Source organism: Citrobacter amalonaticus Y19 (assembly GCF_000981805.1).
GTDB classification, from domain to species: domain Bacteria; phylum Pseudomonadota; class Gammaproteobacteria; order Enterobacterales; family Enterobacteriaceae; genus Citrobacter_A; species Citrobacter_A amalonaticus_C.
In genome coordinates this window covers 1,693,636-1,714,512 of the sequence record NZ_CP011132.1, presented here as the reverse complement: position 1 = coordinate 1,714,512, position 20,877 = coordinate 1,693,636, and the positions used below count along the sequence as shown (strand labels likewise).

Below are 20,877 nucleotides of genomic sequence, written 5' to 3'. Positions count from 1 at the left end.
GCGCCTGTTATATGCCTTTATTGTCACATACTGCTTTTTTGTTGGTCCATTGCGAAACGTACTGATTAGCCGACAAAGAAATTGACAAGCCCGAACAGATGTTCGGGCTTTTTTTTGCGTTCAGACAAAGATTCCAGCAACCAGGTCAGTCGGTACTGGTCTTCTCTGCTTTACCTGCCAACTGCGCCAGGAAGTCATAACGTTTTTGCAGATCTGCCGCGGCGTCTTTCCATAATTGCTCGGCCACGTCCGGTTGCTGTGCATTCAGGCGACGGAAGCGTTGCTCGTTGAGCAATGTCTCCGCCAGCGCATCTGACGGTGGGCGAGAGTCCAGCGCCAGTGGCAATTTGCCTTCGTCCGCGCGGCGTGGGTCAAAGCGGTACAGCGGCCAGAAGCCGGTTGCCGTCAACTGACGCATCTGATCGTGACTCAGCGCGAGGTCATAGCCGTGTTCTTCACACGGGCTGTAGGCGATGATCAGCGACGGACCAGGATACGCTTCCGCTTCCTGAATCGCCTTCACGGTCTGGTTGAGTTGCGCGCCGAGCGAAATCTGCGCCACATAAACATGACCGTACATCATCATGCTGACGCCCAGATCTTTACGCGCCTTACGCTTACCGTGCTCGCCAAATTTCGTCACGGCACCGAGCGGCGTGGCTTTTGATGCCTGACCGCCCGTGTTGGAGTAGCACTGCGTATCCAGCACCAGAATATTGACGTTTTCCGTCAGGCTCAGCACATGATCCAACCCGCCAAAGCCAATATCGTAGGCCCAACCGTCACCGCCAATCAGCCAGATGGATTTTTCTACCAGCGCATCGGCGTCGGTGAGCAGTTCACGTGCGCCGTCGACATCCTTCAGATGCTGTCGCAGCGCGGCAACCTGCTCGCGACGCACGTCAGGTGTCGCTTCTGTATGCAACGCCTCGTGCAGTTCGGCCGGGATCCGATCGGCAAATTGTTCAAGCAGGCGCAGAACGCGTACCCGATGCTGATCGACCGTCAGACGAAAGCCCAGACCAAATTCTGCGTTATCCTCAAACAGCGAGTTCGCCCACGCCGGGCCGCGACCATTGGCATCGGTCGTGTAGGGTGTGGAAGGCAGGTTTCCGCCGTAAATAGACGAACACCCGGTGGCGTTGGCGATCAGCATTCTGTCGCCGTAGAGTTGCGTCAGTAACTTGATATACGGCGTTTCGCCACAGCCGGAACAGGCGCCGGAATACTCAAACAGCGGCGTAATCAACTGCGACGTACGGATATCGATGCGTTCAAGTTTGCTGCGATCAATTTCCGGCAGACTGAGGAAGAAGTCATAATTCACTTTTTCTTCTTCGACGTGTTCAAGGCGGGACATCATGTTGATGGCCTTGATATCCGGATCCTGACGGTCTTTCGCCGGACAGACTTCCACGCACAGATTACAGCCGGTGCAGTCTTCCGGCGCGACCTGCAGCACGTATTTCTGCCCGCGCATGTCGCGTGATTTCACATCCAGCGAATGCAGGCTGGCAGGGGCGTTTTCCATCGCGTCCGGCGAAACCACCTTGGCACGAATGGCCGAGTGCGGGCAGGCGGCAACGCAGTGGTTACACTGGGTGCAAAGCTCTTCTTTCCAGATGGGGATCTCTTCGGCGATGTTGCGTTTTTCCCAGCGCGTGGTGCCCATCGGCCAGGTGCCGTCGGGCGGTAGCGCCGAAACGGGAAGGGCGTCGCCGAGGCCCGCGAGCATGGCGGCGGTGACCGTTTTGACAAAATCAGGCGCGGCGTCAGACACCACCGGAGGACGGTTGGCGCTGTGTGGATCAACCGCCTGCAGCGGCACTTCAGCAACGGATTCTCGCGCCAGCGCCAGTGCCTGCCAGTTACGTTCCACCAGGTCCTGACCTTTGCTACTGTAACTTTTGGCAATCGCGCCCTGAAGCTCCGCCAGCGCGCTGTCGCCTGGCAGGATTTGCGTCAGATGGAAAAACGCCATCTGCATGACGGTGTTAATACGCGCCGCCAGTCCACATTCACGGGCGATTTTCACCGCATTAATGACGTAAAAACGCGCTTTCTTCTGGTTAAGCACCGCCTGTACTTCCTGCGGCAACCGCGACCAGACTTCATCGGCGGGATACGGCGTATTCAGCAGGAAAATCCCACCGGGCTTCAGCCGCTCAGCCATCTGGTACTTGTCGATAAACTGTAACTGGTGGCAGCCGACAAAATCGGCCTGAGAGACCAGGTAAGCGGAGCGGATCGGTTGTTCACTCACGCGCAGGTGAGACACCGTCAGACCACCGGCCTTTTTGGAATCGTACACGAAGTAGCCCTGGGCATACCACGGCGTCGAATTACCGATGATCTTGATGTTGTTCTTGGTCGCCGAAACGCTGCCGTCACTGCCGAGACCGTAAAACAGCGCCTCCAGTTTGGCGGTCGCAGGCAGGGTGTTCTCAGGCAGCGGCAGCGACAGGTTAGTCACATCATCGTAGATGCCGACGGTAAAGCGCGGTTTGGGTTTAGCCTGGCTCAGTTCAGTAAAGACTGCCAGCACACAGTCCGGACCAAACTCTTTTGACGAAAGGCCATAGCGGCCGCCAATCACGCGCGGCAACGTTTCGCGTTCGCCGCAGTTGAAGGCTTCCGCCAGCGCGGTCATCACGTCCAGATATAACGGTTCGGCCTGCGACCCCGGTTCTTTGGTTCGATCGAGCACGGCAACCGCGCGGACGGATTCAGGCAAGGCTCGCAGCAGATGCTTAGCCGAGAAGGGGCGGAACAGACGGACTTTCAGTACCCCGACTTTCTCGCCGCGCGTCAACAGTTCATCGACCACTTCTTCGCTGGTACCAATGGCGGAGCCCATCAGAATGATGACCCGTTCGGCCTGCGGGTGACCGTAGTATTCAAACGGCTGATACTGACGACCGGTAGCCGCCGCGAAGTCATTCATCGCCTGTTCGACATGGTCATAGACGGCGTCGTACCACGGATTGGTTGCCTCGCGGGACTGGAAGTAAGTGTCCGGATTCGCGGAGGCGCCGCGGATCACCGGATGTTCCGGATTGAGCGCCCGCGCCCGGTGCGCATCAATTTCAGCCTGCGGCATCAGGCCGCGAAGGGTGTCATCGGCCAGCGGGATGATTTTGTTGATTTCATGCGAGGTGCGGAAACCATCAAAGAAGTGAATAAAGGGAACCCGGCTTTTCAGGGTGGCGATTTGCGAGATCAGCGCGAAGTCCTGTGCCTCCTGTACGCTCGCCGCGCACAGCATGGCGCAGCCGGTCTGGCGGACGGCCATGACGTCAGAATGATCGCCAAAAATAGACAGCGCGTGGGTAGCCACCGTTCGTGCGGCGACATGCAGTACAAAGGGGGTCAGTTGTCCCGCCAGTTTGTACAGCGTGGGGATCATCAGCAGTAATCCCTGTGAAGAGGTAAAGGAGGTGGCAAGCGCGCCGGTTTGCAGCGCACCGTGCACGGTCGCGATCGCGCCGCCTTCCGACTGCATTTCGACGACGCGCGGCGTATCTCCCCAGACATTTTTAAGCCCGTTGCCTGCCCAGGCATCTGCCTGTTCGGCCATCGTTGAACTGGGCGTAATGGGGTAGATGGCGATAACTTCACTGGTACGAAACGCCACCGAGGCGACTGCACCATTACCGTCAATTGTTTGCATGTGACACCCTTACATTGCGCAAAAAAGAGGGACGCAGGAAACAACGTAGCGCCCTGATAGTTATTCTCTTAGTATAGGACTTTCCTGTATTCCCTTGAAGTTGTGCTGCTTTCGAGTGCACAAATTGACACAAGGATCGCAAAAATAGCGACCATTTTATTCCGCGACGATAAACACCTGGCTATATATTTTATTGTGATTTTTTGTTACGAGCTGGTTATTGAATGTGGGAAGAGAGATGAATTTTTCTTTATTCATCGCGACAATATTCTCGCAGGTGCAACACGATAAAACGTATTGTCCAAAAATGGATTTTGATTTTCTTTGAGAATTTCCTTAATCAATTTATTGTCTTCGTGGTTATCGTCACGACGTAAATTTCTTAATAAGGCTTTTTAAGTTCGGTATCAGGCTCCTCGCGCCTATACTGAGCGCTGTTAAGGACAAAAAGCGCCTGTAAATCGTCGCGTTAACGAATGTCGATAATTTCTATTAATCGCGACTACGCGTTATAACAAAAATGACTCTTTTATTTATCGCTATCGATAAATCTTTTCGTGCGCCAAAAGTAGGGATGTGTTCATGTATTTAATTGTTTTGATTAGGTTATGTTTCGAATATTACTGCTTACTTTACTTATTTCCGTCTCGTCATCGTCATTTGCCTTTGTGAAAAACCAGGCCAAAGACTGGGGGTTCAATACGTATTCGCCACTCTCTTATTCTGAAGGGTACTTTTCACAAGCGCCTGTTCCGAATAAGAAAGCGCAACTGAAGCGTCGCATTATGAGTGAATTTGCGGTGTGGAGAGGAACTGATTACCGTTGGGGGGGTGACAGCCGCAACGGTATTGATTGCTCGGCGTTTACGCGCAGAATTATTGCCTCGGTTATCCATAGACGCTTGCCGCGGACCGCGCAGGAGCAAAGTCACATGGGGCAGAGAGTCAGTCAGCGTGAACTAAAAGTTGGCGATCTGGTGTTCTTTAAAACGGAGCCGAACGTACATCATGTTGGCGTCTATATCGGCAATGATTCCTTTATTCATGCGTCCAGTTCGCAAGGTGTGACGCTGTCACATTTGTCGAATCAGTACTGGCAGGCGCACTATCTGACCGCGCGTCGGGTAAGCGCATAACGACAGAACAGGTCTTTGGGATCAAAAAGCAGGTGAAAAAGCGCAATAAAATGCGGCGGGGCCGCATAAATGCGCGTTTTGGCTCTCGACGCGACGGATTCGGATGCCTATTATTAGTGCGGCTTGTTTATGCTTACAGAATATAAGGGGAGTCAAATGCGCGCAGCGTTTTGGGTAGGATGTGCCGCGTTATTATTGTCGGCTTGCAGCAGTGACAACGAACCTGTTCAACAGGCGACAGCAGCACATGTCGCACCGGGTTTAAAAGCATCAATGACCAGTTCCGGTGAGGCCAATTGCGCCATGATTGGCGGTTCGCTTTCCGTTGCTCGTCAACTGGATGGATCGGCAATCGGCATGTGCGCGCTTCCCAACGGCAAACGTTGCAGTGAGCAATCCCTCGCCGCAGGAAGCTGTGGTAGCTATTAAGCCCCCGTTACTACATTAAATCGGCAAGTTTATAGCTTAACGTGTGTTCCGCCGTCGCCAGAGTGAGCTGGTTCGCGGTCAGGTCGACCTGTGCGCCCTGTTTCAGCATGGTGCTGAGGGTGTTGTCCAGCTCGCTGAGTTTGGGATCGGCGCACATCATCCGGGTCATCGCCATCTCTTTTACTTTCAATGCGCCGTCAGAGAGTGATGCCTGACCGTTGAAGCGATTGCACATATTGCCGGAAATCGTCATTTTTTCGCCAAAGCTCAACTCAAGCGGATGGCCCGCCGCATTGACCGGTTTACCGTCTACGCTCTCCAGAACAAAACGGTGATGCTGCAATTGCTCACGGCTAACCGATACTTTTCCATTGCTTACACAACCTGCTACCAGCAGGCTCAGCGCAACCAGCGCTATGACCTTTTTCATGTTAACTCTCTGCATTAAAACGTAATTGCCACCGACAGCATACCGATCTTATCGCCAGTGGCTTTGGGGAAATTCTGAAATGCCCTCCGGAAACCGGAGGGCGATCGGATCAGAACAGGGCGTTAGGACAGGTTTCTCCGCTCGCTAACTGCCGCAAATTCTCTAGCGTGGTCTCAGAAATGCTGGTCAGCGCTTCAGCGGTCAGGAAAGCCTGATGCCCGGTGAACAACACGTTATGACAAGCTGACAGGCGACGGAAGACATCGTCCTGGATGACGTCATTCGACTTATCTTCGAAGAACAGATCGCGCTCGTTTTCGTAAACATCCATCCCGAGGGATCCAATTTTCTGATTTTTCAGCGCCTCAATTGCAGCCTGGGAATCAATCAACGCACCGCGACTGGTGTTAATGACCATCACGCCGTTCTTCATCTGATCAAACGCGGCGTGGTTTAACAGGTGATAGTTTTCCGGTGTTAACGGGCAGTGCAGTGAAATCACATCGGATTCGGCGAACAGTGTCGACAGGTCAACATATTCCACGCCGAGTTCGAGCGCCGCGGCGCTGGGGTATGGGTCAAACGCCAGCAGACGCATGCCAAAGCCTTTCAGAATACGCAGGGCGGCGATGCCGATCTTCCCAGTGCCAATGACGCCCGCCGTTTTACCGTGCATGGTGAAACCCGTTAACCCTTCAAGAGAGAAGTTGGCGTCGCGGGTACGCTGGTAAGCGCGGTGAATGCGGCGGTTGAGAGTCATCATCATGCCCACCGCGTGTTCTGCGACGGCTTCCGGAGAATAGGCCGGGACGCGAACGACCTGCAGACCGAGTTCTTTTGCGGCATCCAGATCGACGTTATTGAAACCCGCGCAGCGCAGCGCAATATACTTAACGCCATGATTTTTCAGCTCTTCGAGTACCGCACGGCTGCCATCATCGTTCACGAAGATACAAACGGCTTCGCAACCATGTGCGGTTTTTGCCGTTTTCTCCGTCAACAGAAAATCAAAGAATTCAAGCTCAAAGCCAAAAGCCTCGTTAACCTGTTGCAGGTACTTCTTGTCGTACTGCTTTGTACTGTAGACGGCGAGTTTCATAAGACTTTCTCCAGTGATGTTGAATCACAGTTATCTAATTCAAATTATTTTACAAAACATAAAATATTATTGAAAGTGATACTTATAATGAATAATTCTAGAGCAACTATTCTTAATCTGGGCATGTTTCACTAAACATGACACAATAGCGGCCTAATTCGGCTTAATTTTTCGCTAAATCAGGATATTAACTGCCCATGAAGGGTAAATATAAAGCCGTTCTGGCGCTTCTGTTACTCGTGATCCTTGTGCCGCTGACGCTGGTGATGACGCTGGGGCTGTGGGTTCCCACGCTGGCGGGCATCTGGCTGCCGGTCGGAACGCGCATTGCGCTGGATGAGAGCCCGCGATTCACGCGCCACGGTTTGCAGATTCCTGAACTCCGCTATCTGGTTGATGATTGCCAGTTAGCGCGTGTCAGTCAGGCCCGGTTGTCGCATCCCAGTCGCTGGCAACTGGACATCGGCACGCTTGAACTCGATTCCGCCTGTCTGGCAAAACTGCCGCAGGCGGAACAGTCTCCCGCCGCACCGCGTACGCTTGCCGAATGGCAGGCCATGCTGCCCAACACCTGGATTACTATCGACAACGTCATTCTGTCGCCCTGGCAGGTGTGGCAGGGCAAACTGAACGTTTCGCTGACATCTAAGGTCCAGCAACTTCGTTATCAGGGCGACAAGGTGAAATTTCAAGGTCAATTGCGCGGTCAGACGCTGACGGTAAGTGAGCTTGATGTCATGGCGTTTGAAGGACAGCCGCCGGTCAAACTGGTCGGTGAATTTACGATGCCGCTGGTGCCGGATGGACTGCCGGTGAGCGGGCATACCGTCGCCACGCTCAGCCTGCCGCAGGAGCCGTCGCTGGTCGATGCAGAACTGGAATGGCGTGAGAATGCCGGACAGCTGATCGTGATGGCGCGGGATAATGCCGATCCGCTGCTCGACCTGCCGTGGGAACTTACGCGCCAGCAGTTAACCATCAGCGACGGGCGCTGGTCGTGGCCTTATCAGGGCTTTCCCCTCAGCGGGCGTCTGGGCGTGAAGGTGGATAACTGGCAGGAGGGCACAGAGAAAGCGGTGATCAGCGGCCGGTTTAATGTACTGACTCAAGGGGAAGCGGGGAAAGGCAACGCGGTGCTTTCGTTTGGTCCAGGAAAACTGAGCATGGACAACAGCGCGATGCCGCTGCAACTGACCGGTGAAGCCAAGCAGGATGATTTGATTTTCTATGCCAGATTACCCGCCCAGTTGACCGGCAGCCTGACCGATCCGCAACTGGCGTTTGGCCCTGGCGCGCTGCTGCGTTCGCACGGGCGGGTCATCGACTCGCTGAATATTGACGAAATCCGCTGGCCGCTGGCGGGCGTAAAGGTGACTCAGCGCGGGGTGGATGGACGATTGCAGGCGATTCTGCGCGCCCATGAGAATCAGATGGGCGATTTTGTCCTGCATCTGGATGGCCTGGCGAATGATTTTCTGCCCGATGCGGGGCGCTGGCAGTGGCGCTACTGGGGCGAGGGCAGTTTTACCCCGATGCACGCGAAATGGGACGTGGCAGGCAAAGGCGAGTGGCATGACGACACCATCAGGCTGACCGATTTGTCCACGGGATTTGACCAGCTTCAGTACGGCACCATGACGGTTGAGACGCCCCGTCTGATTATGGATAAGCCGGTCGAATGGGTGCGTGATGCGGCGCACCCCCGCTTCAGCGGGGCGCTTTCGTTCGATGCAGGGGAAACCCATTTTTCCGGTGGCAGCGTCTTACCCCCCTCAACCCTCAAGTTCAGCGTGGAGGGACGAGATCCGACATTCTTCCTGTTCAAAGGCGATTTACATGCCGGGGCGATCGGCCCGGTGAGGCTCAACGGTCGCTGGGATGGCCTGCGTTTACGCGGCCAGGCCTGGTGGCCGAAGCAGTCGCTGGAGGTCTTCCAGCCGCTGGTGCCGCCTGAGTGGAAAATGAAATTGCGTGAGGGTGAACTGTATGCCCAGGTGGCGTTTTCGGCGGCGGCAGAGCAGGGATTCGAGGCTGGCGGTCACGGCGTCTTAAAAGGCGGCAGCGCCTGGATGCCGGATAACCAGATCAACGGTGTCGATTTCGTCTTGCCGTTTCGCTTTAGCGCGGGCACATGGCAACTGGGGACGCGCGGACCGGTTTCATTGCGCATTGCTGAAGTGGTCAATCAGGTGACCGCCACCAATATCACCGCCTTCCTGGAAGGGACTTACCCGTGGAGTGAAGCCGATCCGCTGCTGCTCACGGATGTGAGTGTGGATGTGCTTGGCGGTAAAGTTTCTATGCAACAACTGCGCATGCCGCAGCACGATCCGGCACTGGTGCGGGTGCAAAACATCTCGTCGAGCGAACTTATCAGCGCGGTTAATCCGAAACAGTTTGCGATGTCCGGGCCGGTGAGCGGCGCGCTCCCTCTGTGGTTGAACAATGAAAAATGGATTATCAAAGACGGCTGGTTAACCAATCCCGGTCCGATGACGCTGCGTATCGACAAAGACACCGCCGATGCGGTGGTGAAAGATAACATGGCGGCGGGGGCGGCTATCAACTGGTTGCGCTATATGGAGATTGCCCACTCATGGACCAAAATCAATTTAGACAATCTGGGGGTATTGACGATGCAGGCGCAAATTCGTGGCAACAGCCATGTGGATGGCAAGGTTGGCACGGTGAATCTCAACTACACCCACGAAGAGAATGTTTTTACGCTGTGGCGCAGTCTGCGCTTTGGCGACAATCTACAGGCATGGCTTGAACAAAACGCGGCGCTGCCAGAAAAAAACTGTCCGCAAGGCAAGGAATGTGAGGAACCCCAATGAAAACACTGATAGCCATGCTGGCGCTTCTCCCGCTGTGGTTAGTGACCGGCTGTACGCCGCGCATTGAAGTCGCGGCGCCAAAAGAGCCCATCACCATCAATATGAACGTCAAAATTGAGCATGAAATTCATATCAAAGTGGATAAGGACGTGGAAAGCCTGCTCAAATCCCGCAGCGACTTGTTCTGAGGTAATGATGAAAAGAACCTTTATCCTGGCGACGCTCATGCTGAGTTTGCTGACTGGAAACGCCTTCGCGCTGACGCTAAATGAGGCCAGAACCCAGGGCCGGGTCGGTGAGACGTACAATGGCTATCTGGTGGCGCTGAAACAGGATGCGCAAACGCAGGCGCTGGTCAGTGAAATCAACAACGCGCGCAGCGTAAGTTATCAGCAGCTCGCACAAAGCCACAATCTTCCCGTTGATGAAGTGGCGAAAATGGCCGGACAAAAACTGGTAGCGCGTGCGAAGCCGGGAGAATACGTTCAGGGCATCAACGGGAAGTGGCTGCGTAAGTAATCCGTCGCAAACCGCGAACGGCAGCTTTTCCGTTTTGTTGCGTTGCGCGTAATAATTTGCAGGGTAAGTTTCTATACTCTCTTTCTTACGCACTATTCAACAGAAGGGACAGTTATGGCAAGTCACGGTACATCTGGCACGTTCTCTCTCGGTTCCCGGCAGGTCAAACGTTTAGGGTATGGGGCGATGCAACTGGCGGGGCCAGGGGTTTTTGGTCCACCGCGCGATCGTCATGTTGCATTGACGGTGCTTCGGGAAGCGATCGCGCTGGGGGTCAACCATATCGATACCAGCGATTTTTACGGTCCGCACGTCACCAATCAAATTATTCGCGAAGCGCTGCATCCCTATCCGGACGATCTGGTGATTGTCACTAAAATCGGCGCCCGTCGTGGAGACGATGCGTCCTGGTTACCGGCGTTTTCGCCAGAGGAACTCAGGCAGGCGGTTCACGATAACCTGCGTAACCTCGGTCTGGATGTGCTGGATGTCGTTAACTTACGCATTATGCTGGGCGACGGTCACGGCCCTCATGAAGGATCCATTGAAGAGAGTTTCAGCGTGCTGGCTGAGCTTCAGCAGCAGGGTCTGGTCAAACACATTGGTCTTAGCAATGTGACCGCAAACCAGGTGGTGCAAGCGCGCAGCATCGCAGACGTCGTCTGTGTGCAGAATGAGTACAATATCGCCCATCGTCAGGATGATGCGTTAATCGACTCGCTGGCAGAAGACGGTATTGCTTACGTTCCCTTTTTCCCGCTGGGCGGGTTCACGCCGCTACAGTCCTCAACGCTCTCAGATGTCGCCGCGAGCCTCAATGCGACGCCGATGCAGGTCGCGCTGGCATGGTTGCTACATCGTTCACCGAATATTTTACTGATACCGGGTACGTCGTCGGTGACGCATTTGCATGAAAATATGGCCGCAGGGGATCTGGTTCTGTCAACGGACGTGCTGGAGACGCTGGGAAATATTGCGCAAAAGGCATAAGGCGGAGGTTGATAATGACTGAACAACTGACTGCGCAGTGTCACTGTGGTGCCGTCAAATTTACCGTTCAACTCAGCGATGGATTCAATACTATCCGGCGGTGCAACTGTTCATTTTGTCGGATGCGTGGGGCGGTCGTCGTTTCCGCACCGCTTATGGGAATCAGGATCCTCGCGGGTCAGGATAAACTGACGGAGTATCGTTTCAATACTGGCACGGCAAGGCATTTTTTTTGCTCAGTGTGTGGGATTTACACTTTCCATCAGCGACGCTCCAGTCCGGATCAGTATGGCGTTAACGTGGCATGCATTGAGAATGTGTCGCCGTTTGATTTTCCCTGTGTAGACGTTACAGACGGAGTGAATCATCCGAGTGATGGTGTGAGTCAGGGAGTGGTAGGATATTTACGTTATCAGGCGAAGTGATAAAAAAACCTCCCGCCGGAGCGGGAGGGGAAGAACTTATGCGGCAACCACGCTATCGATGGCGGCTTTTGCGTCAGACTGCGCTTTAGTCGCCACTTCCGGACCGTAGGCAATCCCTTCTGCGAACACGAAGTTCACGTCGGTGATGCCGATAAAGCCGAGGAAGACTTTCAGGTACGGCGCAATCAGGTCGGTCGGGGTATCTTTGTGGATACCGCCACGGCTGGAGAGGATCACCGCACGTTTGCCAGTGACCAGACCTTCCGGACCTTTCTCGGTGTAGCGGAACGTTACGCCAGCACGAGCAATCAGGTCGAAGTAGTTTTTCAGCTGCGTCGGGATGTTGAAGTTGTACATCGGCGCGGCGATAACAATCACATCGTGCGCTTTCAGTTCAGCGATCAGTTCATCAGACAGCGCCAGCGCGTCCTGTTGACGAGGCGTCAGCGGCGCGTCGCTCGGGCGCAGAGCACCCACCAGTTCGCCATCCAGTACCGGGACAGGATTGGCAGCCAGGTCACGCACGGTGATTTCGTCAGCAGAGTGCTTTTCACGCCACTGTTCAACAAAATAATCAGACAACTGACCAGACTGAGAGTACCCTGCCAGAATACTGGATTTGAGAACTAATACCTTGCTCATGGGTGTTTCCTTATAGGTGTTTGAAGGGGCTACGCCCCGTTGCTTGTTGACACTTTATTCACAATCCTGTCGCAGAGAAAGCGCAATATATCGAATCCTATGTTCGAATTTATTGAACAACACACAAAATGCGCTGATGTGGTACTCTATTCCAATCATTTAGAAGAGATTTAACCAGGCAGAGCACTGCCTTTTAACGCTATGACAGAACAACAAAAATTAACCTTCCACGCATTACAACAACAGCTGGATTCACTGATGCTGCGCGACCGCCAGCGCTTTTCGCGTCGCCTGCACGGCGTGAAGAAGGTTAAAAATCCTGATGCACAACAGGCCATTTACCAGGAGATGGCGAAAGAGATTGAACAGGCGGCAGGTAAAGTTGTGCTACGCGAAGCGGCGCGACCGTTGATTACCTACCCGGAAAACCTGCCCGTTAGCCAGAAGAAACAGGCGATCCTCGAGGCCGTTCGCGACCATCAGGTGGTGATCGTTGCCGGGGAAACCGGTTCAGGTAAAACCACACAGCTCCCGAAAATCTGCATGGAACTGGGGCGCGGGGTGAAAGGGCTGATCGGCCACACCCAGCCGCGTCGTCTGGCGGCGCGTACGGTAGCTAACCGTATCGCCGAAGAGTTGCAGACGGAGTCGGGCGGGTGCATCGGCTATAAGGTGCGCTTTAGCGATCACGTCAGCGATAACACCATGGTCAAGCTGATGACTGACGGTATCCTGCTGGCGGAGATTCAGCAGGACCGTCTGCTGATGCAGTACGACACGATCATTATCGATGAAGCGCACGAACGTAGCCTGAACATCGATTTCCTGCTTGGCTATCTGAAAGAACTGTTGCCGCGTCGTCCGGATCTGAAAATTATCATCACCTCCGCCACCATCGACCCGGAGCGTTTTTCGCGCCATTTCAACAATGCGCCAATCATTGAAGTCTCCGGACGCACCTATCCGGTGGAAGTTCGCTATCGGCCGATCGTCGAAGAGGCGGATGACACCGAACGTGACCAGTTGCAGGCCATTTTCGATGCGGTAGACGAACTGGGACGCGAAAGTCCTGGCGACATCCTGATCTTCATGAGCGGTGAGCGCGAGATCCGCGATACCGCCGACGCGCTGAATAAACTGAATCTGCGCCATACGGAAGTGCTGCCGCTGTATGCGCGACTGTCGAATAGCGAGCAAAACCGCGTCTTCCAGTCGCACAGTGGACGGCGTATTGTGCTGGCGACCAACGTGGCGGAAACCTCGCTGACGGTGCCGGGGATCAAATATGTGATCGATCCCGGTACGGCGCGTATCAGCCGCTACAGTTTCCGTACCAAAGTCCAGCGGCTGCCAATTGAACCGGTATCGCAGGCTTCAGCCAACCAGCGTAAAGGCCGCTGCGGGCGCGTTTCCGAAGGCATCTGTATTCGTCTCTATTCCGAAGACGACTTCCTGTCGCGCCCGGAGTTTACCGATCCGGAAATTCTGCGCACCAACCTGGCGTCGGTCATATTGCAGATGACCGCGCTGGGGCTGGGCGACATCGCCGCGTTTCCGTTTGTTGAAGCGCCGGATAGGCGCAACATCCAGGACGGCGTGCGTCTGCTGGAAGAACTGGGTGCGATCAGCACCGATGAACAGGCAACAGCTTATAAACTGACGCCGCTGGGGCGCCAACTGAGCCAGCTGCCGGTGGATCCGCGTCTGGCGCGAATGGTGCTGGAAGCGCAAAAACACGGCTGCGTGCGCGAGGCAATGATCATCACCTCGGCGCTGTCGATTCAGGATCCGCGCGAGCGTCCAATGGACAAGCAGCAGGCGTCCGATGAGAAACACCGTCGCTTTCACGACAAAGAGTCCGATTTCCTCGCGTTTGTGAATCTGTGGAATTATCTCGGCGAACAGCAAAAAGCGCTGTCGTCAAACGCGTTTCGCCGACTGTGCCGGACTGACTATCTGAACTATCTGCGCGTGCGTGAGTGGCAGGATATCTACACCCAACTGCGTCAGGTGGTGAAAGAGCTGGGTATTCCGGTGAACAGTGAACCGGCAGAGTACCGCGAGATCCATATTGCGCTGCTGACCGGGCTGTTATCGCACATCGGCATGAAGGATGCCGATAAGCAGGAATATACCGGTGCGCGTAACGCGCGCTTTTCGATTTTCCCCGGTTCCGGCTTGTTCAAAAAGCCGCCGAAGTGGGCGATGGTGGCGGAACTGGTGGAAACCAGTCGTCTGTGGGGGCGCATTGCGGCGCGGATCGATCCCGAGTGGGTCGAACCGGTCGCTCAGCATCTGATTAAGCGATCGTATAGCGAACCGCACTGGGAGCGAGCGCAGGGTGCGGTCATGGCAACGGAAAAGGTGACCGTTTACGGTCTGCCGATTGTCGCCGCGCGGAAGGTGAACTACAGCCAGATTGACCCGGCGCTGTGCCGCGAACTGTTTATCCGCCATGCGCTGGTGGAAGGCGACTGGCAGACGCGCCATGCCTTTTTCCGCGAAAACCTCAAGCTGCGCGCCGAAGTGGAAGAACTGGAACACAAATCGCGCCGTCGCGACATTCTGGTGGACGACGAAACGCTGTTTGAGTTTTACGACCAGCGCATCAGCCATGACGTGATTTCCGCCCGGCACTTTGATAACTGGTGGAAGAAGGTCAGCCGCGACACGCCGGATCTGCTCAACTTTGAAAAGAGCATGCTGATCAAAGAGGGCGCGGACAACATCAGTAAGCTGGACTATCCGAACTTCTGGCATCAGGGCAATCTGAAGCTGCGGTTGAGCTATCAGTTTGAACCGGGCGCGGATGCGGACGGCGTGACCGTCCATATTCCGCTGCCGCTGCTCAATCAGGTCGATGAAAGTGGTTTTGAATGGCAGATACCGGGCCTGCGCCGCGAACTGGTGATTGCGCTGATCAAATCAATGCCGAAGCCAGTGCGGCGCAACTTTGTACCAGCCCCGAACTATGCCGACGCGTTTTTAGGCCGCGTGACGCCGCTGGAGCTGCCGTTGCTGGACGCGCTGGAGCGTGAGCTGCGACGGATGACGGGCGTGACGGTTGACCGCGAAGACTGGCACTGGGATCAGGTGCCCGATCATCTGAAAATCACCTTCCGGGTGGTGGATGATAAAAACAAGAAGCTGGAAGAAGGGCGCTCATTGCAGGAACTGAAAGAGCGGCTGAAAGGGAAAGTGCAGGAGACGCTCTCGGCGGTGGCCGATGACGGTATCGAACAGAGCGGGCTGCACATCTGGAGCTTCGGGCAACTGCCGGAAAGTTATGAGCAGAAACGCGGCAACTACAAAGTCAAAGCGTGGCCCGCCCTAGTGGATGAGCGCGACAGCGTGGCGATCAAGCTGTTTGATAATCCGCTGGAGCAACAGCAGGCGATGTGGTCAGGTTTGCGCCGTTTGCTGTTGTTGAACATTCCGTCGCCGATCAAATACCTGCACGAGAAGTTGCCGAACAAAGCCAAACTGGGCCTCTATTTCAACCCGTACGGCAAGGTGCTGGAGCTGATTGACGACTGTATTTCCTGCGGCGTGGATAAGCTGATTGACGCCAACGGCGGTCCGGTCTGGACGGAAGAAGGCTTTGCCGCGCTGCACGAGAAGGTTCGTGCCGAGCTGAACGAGACGGTGGTGGAGATTGCGCAGCAGGTCGAACAGATTCTGACCGCTGTCTTTACGATCAACAAGCGGCTGAAAGGGCGCGTGGATATGACGATGGCGCTGGGGCTTTCTGATATCAAAGCGCAGATGGGCGGGCTGGTGTATCGCGGGTTTGTCACCGGCAATGGTTACAAACGTCTTGGCGACACGCTGCGTTATTTGCAGGCGATTGAAAAACGTCTCGAGAAGCTGGCGATTGATCCCCACCGCGATCGCGCGCAGATGCTGAAAGTCGAAAGCGTCCAGCAGGCCTGGCAGCAGTGGTTTAACAAACTGCCGCCGGCGCGGCGCGAAGACGAGGACGTGAAAGCGATCCGCTGGATGATTGAAGAACTGCGGGTCAGCTACTTTGCCCAACAGCTGGGGACGCCGTATCCGATTTCGGATAAGCGTATTCTGCAGGCGATGGAGCAGATTAGCGGGTAATTCAGTGCCGGATGGCGGCTTCGCCTTATCCGGCCTACACGTTCTGCCGTAAAAAGCGTTTTTCACCAAAGTCCGTAGGCCCGATAAGCGCAGCGTCATCGGGCGTGGATTACGCGTTCCAGCGAGCGCCGGATGGTAATGCATTGTCCGTAGGCCCGATAAGCGCAGCGTCATCGGGCGTGGATGACGCGTTCCAGCGAGCGCCGGATGGTAATGCATTGTCCGTAGGCCCGATAAGCGCAGCGTCATCGGGCGCGGATTAGGCGTTCCAGCGAGCGCCGGATGGCAATGCATTGTCCGTAGGCCCGATAAGCGCAGCGCCATCGGGCGTGGATGATGCGCTCCAGCGAGCGCCGGATGGCAATGTATTGTCCGTAGGCCCGATAAGCGCAGCGTCATCGGGCGCGGATTAGGCGTTCCAGCCCCCACCCAGCGCTTTATACAAATCAATCTGCGCCAGCAGCAGGTTATTTTTCACCTGCACCACGCTGGTCTGTACGGAGAACAGCGTGCGCTGCGCGTCCAGTACGTCGAGATACGAGGAATAGCCGTTGCGATAGCGGTTTTGCGCGATACGCAACGTCTCCTGCGCGACCGCCTGTTGCGCCTGCAACTCCTGTAATTGTTCCTGATAACGGGTGATGGCATCCAGACTGTCGTTTACTTCTCTGAAGGCGTTGCGCACGGTTTTCTCGTAGCCGTACAGCGCCTGATTGCGCTGCGACTGCGAAATATCCACCTGTGCGTTCAGCGCCTGGCGGTTCAGCAGCGGCGCAAGAATGCTGCCGCCAAGACTCCACAGTTGCAGGGGATTATCGAGAAGAGCGGGCAGGGTACGGTCCTGTATCGATCCGCCTGCGGTGAGGTTGAATGACGGCAGCAGGCTGGCGCGGGATGCTGCCAGCGAGGCATCGGCGGCAATCAACTGACGTTCGGCCTGGACAATATCCGGACGGCGATTAAGCAAGGTTGACGGTAGCTGCGAGGGGATCTTCAGCGGCGTCAGCGCGTCGAAATCCGCGCTGCGCTCGACGCGTTGCGGGTTCGCACCGAGCAAAATCCGTAACGCGTTCTCCTGCAGGGCAATCTGATGCTGCAAGAGCGGGATTTGCGCACGCGTGGAGCGCAGTTCAGAGTCGGACTGCATCAGCTCCAGACGCGAACTGTAGCCCGTTTCATACTGACGTTTGGCCAGATTCAGCGCCTCCTCGCGGGATTTCACCGTCGCCTGGGTCACTTCCAGTTGTTCATCAAGCGCCAGCAGCGTGACATACCCGGCGGCCACCGATGACGCGACGGTCAAATCTGCCGCGGCGGCGGCCGCTTTTTGTGCCTCCAGCGAAGCCTGCGCCGCACGTGCGGTACTGCGATTGACACCCCAGATATCGACGTCATAGCTGGCGGTCAGGCTCCCTTTATACAGCGTGCTGTAAACAGGCAGTCCGGTGGCCGCGGACTGCGTACGGGCGCGGGTGCCGCCGAGGCTGGCATCCAGCGAGGGAAACAGGCTGCCTTCGGCGGCATAGACCTGCGCCTGATACTCATTGATGCGCTCGCGGGCGATCAGCACATCGCTGTTATTCTCCAGCGCCTGATCGACATACTGGTTCAGATAACGGTCATGAAAATTCCGCCACCACACCTGCTCAGCAGGACTGGTGGGGCCGCTGGTGGCGCGCCAGGCGGCGGGAATGACCAGAGATGGCGTTGCGGGCTGAACATCGACAGACTGACAGCTAACCAGCAGCAGGGCGACCGCCACGCCCGACAGGGGACGGAAGGTCATGGCTTTGCCTCCCGGGTGTCAATATGTACCTGCACCGACATGCCGGGGCGCAGCAGCGCAATATCCTCCGGCTTGCCAAGCACTTCCACCCGAACCGGGATGCGCTGGGCAATCTTCACAAAGTTACCCGTCGCGTTATCCGGCGTGATGGCGCTAAATTCCACGCCCGTCGCCGGTGAAATGCTCTCAACGCGGCCTTCATACTGTTTATCGTTTAACGCATCGACGCTGAATTTCACCGGCTGTCCGACGCGGAGATCGGCCAGTTGCGTCTCTTTGATGTTGGCGATGACCCAGTGCTGAGGCGGGACCAGGGTGGTGAGATGCGTACCGGCAGTGACGTATGCGCCAAGCCGTACGGCGATTTGTCCAAGCTGACCGTCGCGCGGGGCGGTGATCCGCGTGTTTTGCAGATCAATTTCCGCCAGTTCCAGCGCGGCCCTGGCGTTTTCCACATCCGCCTGCAACGCGTCGCGGTTAACAATCACGGTCTGCAAATCCTGGCGCGACATGTCCAGCGTCGCTTTCGCCTGCTCGATATCCGCGCTGCCCTGGGCGGCGCTGGCGAGTGCGGCATCACGTTCGCGAATCGACAGTGAGCCATCAGCCGTCAGATCTTTGACCCGCTTCAGGTCGGCCTGGGTTTTCAGGTTTTGCGCTTTGGCATTTTTCAGAATGGCGTCGTTGCGCACAATCACGGCTTCCGCGCTTTTACGCTGTTGCTGGTTATTGTTGAGCGCGGCAATTTTCATCGCCAGTTGCGCCTGGGCCTGATGCACTCGCTGGCGATAGATACGGTCATCTATCTGTAACAGCAGGTCGCCTTTTTTAACCTGCACGAAATCCTGTACGTTCACCTGGGTGATGTAGCCGTTCACCTGCGGGCTGATAAATGTCGTTTGCCCGCGCACGTAAGCGTTATCGGTAAACTGCGTATGGCGGGTAAACGGCGGCAACTGCCACGCATAGAGGATCACCAGCACGCCGACGATGCCAATCGCGGCCGCGGCGAAAATGGAGACAATACGCAAATTATTGCGGGTGTGTGCCTGCTCTTTGGCGGCATCCTGCTGACTCATAACTGCTCCTGAAAAAACGCTTTCGACATCATGATGTTCCGTTATTTGGTACCCGTGGCTTTCTTCAGCGCCAGATGCGCCGTCACGCGCAGACGCAGCAGACGCCAGAAAATCCACACCAGTGTGGCGGTGGCAATGCTGGCCGTCAGCAGGTAGGTATCGTTGTATGCAAGAATGTTGGCCTCAAGGGTGCTCACGTTCTGCAGTTGCAGAACGGCCTGGGTGTCCAGTAGCGCGTTGTCGCCAATCAGGCCTTTGTACATCTGCGTATAAAGCTGTAGCCGCTCATTCACCAGCGGATTAAGCGTGGTGAGCTGGTCAGCCAGCAGGCTGGAGTGATATTTTTCGCGCCAGGTCTGAAAGGTGCCGAGGATCGCTGACCCTAACAGGCCGCCGATGTTCTGGCTCATCCCAAACAGCACTGAAAAGCTAACCAGATTTCGCGGATCGGCGACAACGCCACCGATCCCGGCCAGCATCGCCGGGGCGAGAAAGAACGCACTGCCAAAACCGAGCAGAAACTGGCTAATCATCAGTTGATCCGCACGCGTCAGGTTGTTCGACTGGCTGTCCAGCAGCGAGGCAACGATCATCAGTACCAGCGAAGTGACGATGGGCCAGGCAAGCCGCGTCGGTTTTATCGTCAGACAACTGGCGACAATGCCGCAGACAATCCCGGCAAAGATCGACCACGCAAGCCAGGTCATCTGCTCATTCTGTAGCCCGGCGTACTGCAGCCAGCCAATCACGCCGGTATTTTGCTCCGCCAGGACAATGCGGATCAGCAGCATAATCAGCCCGAGACGTAAGATACTGCCGCTCGACAACCAGCGGGTGTTGAGCAGAGGATTGCTGCGGTTATGTTCAAACGTGATGGCGGCGATGATGAGCACCGTTGCCAGCGCCAGCGACCAGCCTATCCACGGTGCTTCAAACCACCAGTCCAGGCGTCCCAGCGACAGCACGGCGCAGAGTAATGCCATCCCCGGCGCCAGTAAAATAAACGTGATGAAGTCTTTCTTTTCAAACACCTTTTTGCGATCGCCCGGCGGCAACTTCAGGGCGATGACGCAGCCCAGTGAGATCAATGCCAGACCCAGCTCAAAAAAGTACAGGCCGCGCCATTCATCAAGCTGAAGCAGTTCGGTCGAAAACAGGCGGGCTATCGGGATCGCCAGCGACGAACCGGTAATGCCTATCGTCAGCGCCTTGAGACGATGTTTCGCCGGCCATGCCTGAATCTGATAATAAATCCCCAGCGAACTGAGCGCGGCGGCGACCATGCCGTGCGCGGCACGCACCATCAGGGCAGAACTGAGGTCGTTAACAAACAGGTGGAAGAAGGTGACCAGCACGTACAGCACCAGAAACCCTTCGGTGAACGCCCGTAATCCGTATTGCTGGCGAAATTTCACCAGCAGCAGGTTGATTGAGACGTTGGTCATCACGTAGACCGCGGGTAGCCAGGCGATCTCGGTTGACCACGCCGCAAAAGTTCCCTGCAAATTTTGCAGGTTAGCGGAAACCATCGCGTTGCCCAGCGCACCCGTCAGGCACACCAGCAGGCCAACGACGCCGTAAGCGATGCGTTTAGGCGTGTTGTGAACCGGCGTTGAGGGTGAACCTAACAGGGCTGGTTTTTCATGAGGCTGCCAGTCGCGAGGTGCGTAAGGATCGCGTTGGGGCAGGCGCATAAGATTTTTTACCTTCATTGAATCTATTTATTAGCAG

The 20,877-nt window shown here is 55.8% G+C and carries 15 protein-coding genes; 8 read left to right on the top strand and 7 right to left on the bottom strand.

What is annotated here, in order from left to right; all coding sequences use genetic code 11:
* Nucleotides 1–145: 145 nt before the first annotated feature.
* The gene (gene nifJ, locus F384_RS07665; protein ID WP_046480961.1) at nucleotides 146–3,670 is read right to left on the bottom strand and encodes a pyruvate:ferredoxin (flavodoxin) oxidoreductase; all 3,525 of its coding nucleotides are present in this window, start codon (nucleotides 3,668–3,670) and stop codon (nucleotides 146–148) included.
* Nucleotides 3,671–4,278: 608 nt separating this feature from the next.
* On the opposite strand from nifJ, the gene F384_RS07660 reads away from it, so the two are divergent.
* Complete coding sequence (locus tag F384_RS07660) at nucleotides 4,279–4,806, top strand: C40 family peptidase (protein ID WP_046480960.1); 528 nt, start codon at nucleotides 4,279–4,281, stop codon at nucleotides 4,804–4,806.
* A gap of 156 nt (nucleotides 4,807–4,962) precedes the next feature.
* Nucleotides 4,963–5,235 carry a DUF333 domain-containing protein gene (locus F384_RS28610; RefSeq protein ID WP_043000605.1) on the top strand — a complete coding sequence of 91 codons (273 nt, stop codon included), beginning with the start codon at nucleotides 4,963–4,965 and terminating at the stop codon, nucleotides 5,233–5,235.
* Between the two features lie 10 nt (nucleotides 5,236–5,245).
* Here F384_RS28610 and hslJ read toward each other — a convergent pair whose 3' ends face one another.
* The gene (hslJ, locus tag F384_RS07655) at nucleotides 5,246–5,665 is read right to left on the bottom strand and encodes a heat shock protein HslJ (RefSeq protein WP_046480959.1); all 420 of its coding nucleotides are present in this window, start codon (nucleotides 5,663–5,665) and stop codon (nucleotides 5,246–5,248) included.
* 109 nt (nucleotides 5,666–5,774) lie between these two features.
* Nucleotides 5,775–6,764, bottom strand: coding sequence for a 2-hydroxyacid dehydrogenase (locus tag F384_RS07650; protein WP_046480958.1), 990 nt, complete (start codon nucleotides 6,762–6,764; stop codon nucleotides 5,775–5,777).
* Between the two features lie 197 nt (nucleotides 6,765–6,961).
* On the opposite strand from F384_RS07650, the gene F384_RS07645 reads away from it, so the two are divergent.
* From F384_RS07645 to F384_RS28605, 5 genes are all read left to right on the top strand, one after another.
* Entirely contained in the window at nucleotides 6,962–9,601 is a 2,640-nt protein-coding gene (locus F384_RS07645) for a YdbH family protein (RefSeq protein ID WP_046480957.1), read from the top strand.
* Nucleotides 9,598–9,789: a YnbE family lipoprotein gene (locus tag F384_RS07640; RefSeq protein WP_046480956.1), complete on the top strand. Its 192-nt coding sequence runs from the start codon at nucleotides 9,598–9,600 to the stop codon at nucleotides 9,787–9,789. The genes F384_RS07645 and F384_RS07640 overlap by 4 nt, the downstream gene beginning before the upstream one ends.
* Before the next feature lie 7 nt (nucleotides 9,790–9,796).
* Nucleotides 9,797–10,120 carry a YdbL family protein gene (locus F384_RS07635; protein ID WP_046480955.1) on the top strand — a complete coding sequence of 108 codons (324 nt, stop codon included), beginning with the start codon at nucleotides 9,797–9,799 and terminating at the stop codon, nucleotides 10,118–10,120.
* Between the two features lie 114 nt (nucleotides 10,121–10,234).
* The gene (locus F384_RS07630) at nucleotides 10,235–11,110 is read left to right on the top strand and encodes an aldo/keto reductase family oxidoreductase (RefSeq protein WP_046480954.1); all 876 of its coding nucleotides are present in this window, start codon (nucleotides 10,235–10,237) and stop codon (nucleotides 11,108–11,110) included.
* Nucleotides 11,111–11,124: 14 nt separating this feature from the next.
* The gene (locus tag F384_RS28605; RefSeq protein WP_052746896.1) at nucleotides 11,125–11,535 is read left to right on the top strand and encodes a GFA family protein; all 411 of its coding nucleotides are present in this window, start codon (nucleotides 11,125–11,127) and stop codon (nucleotides 11,533–11,535) included.
* Nucleotides 11,536–11,571: 36 nt separating this feature from the next.
* Here F384_RS28605 and azoR read toward each other — a convergent pair whose 3' ends face one another.
* The gene (azoR, locus tag F384_RS07625) at nucleotides 11,572–12,177 is read right to left on the bottom strand and encodes an FMN-dependent NADH-azoreductase (protein ID WP_046480953.1); all 606 of its coding nucleotides are present in this window, start codon (nucleotides 12,175–12,177) and stop codon (nucleotides 11,572–11,574) included.
* Between the two features lie 201 nt (nucleotides 12,178–12,378).
* Between azoR and hrpA the strand changes: the two genes are divergently transcribed.
* Nucleotides 12,379–16,281, top strand: a complete 3,903-nt coding sequence (hrpA, locus tag F384_RS07620; protein WP_046480952.1) for an ATP-dependent RNA helicase HrpA — start codon at nucleotides 12,379–12,381, stop codon at nucleotides 16,279–16,281.
* Between the two features lie 409 nt (nucleotides 16,282–16,690).
* On the opposite strand, the gene F384_RS07615 is transcribed toward hrpA, so the two are convergent.
* Genes F384_RS07615 through F384_RS07605 form a run of 3 tightly spaced genes read right to left on the bottom strand, consistent with a single transcriptional unit; the run spans nucleotide 16,691 to nucleotide 20,840 of the window.
* Entirely contained in the window at nucleotides 16,691–18,067 is a 1,377-nt protein-coding gene (locus F384_RS07615) for an efflux transporter outer membrane subunit (RefSeq protein WP_046480951.1), read from the bottom strand.
* A complete protein-coding gene (locus F384_RS07610; RefSeq protein WP_046480950.1) occupies nucleotides 18,064–19,146 on the bottom strand; it encodes an HlyD family secretion protein in 1,083 nt (360 codons plus the stop codon). The genes F384_RS07615 and F384_RS07610 overlap by 4 nt, the downstream gene beginning before the upstream one ends.
* A gap of 41 nt (nucleotides 19,147–19,187) precedes the next feature.
* Nucleotides 19,188–20,840 carry an MFS transporter gene (locus tag F384_RS07605; protein WP_046480949.1) on the bottom strand — a complete coding sequence of 551 codons (1,653 nt, stop codon included), beginning with the start codon at nucleotides 20,838–20,840 and terminating at the stop codon, nucleotides 19,188–19,190.
* Nucleotides 20,841–20,877 lie beyond the last annotated feature (37 nt).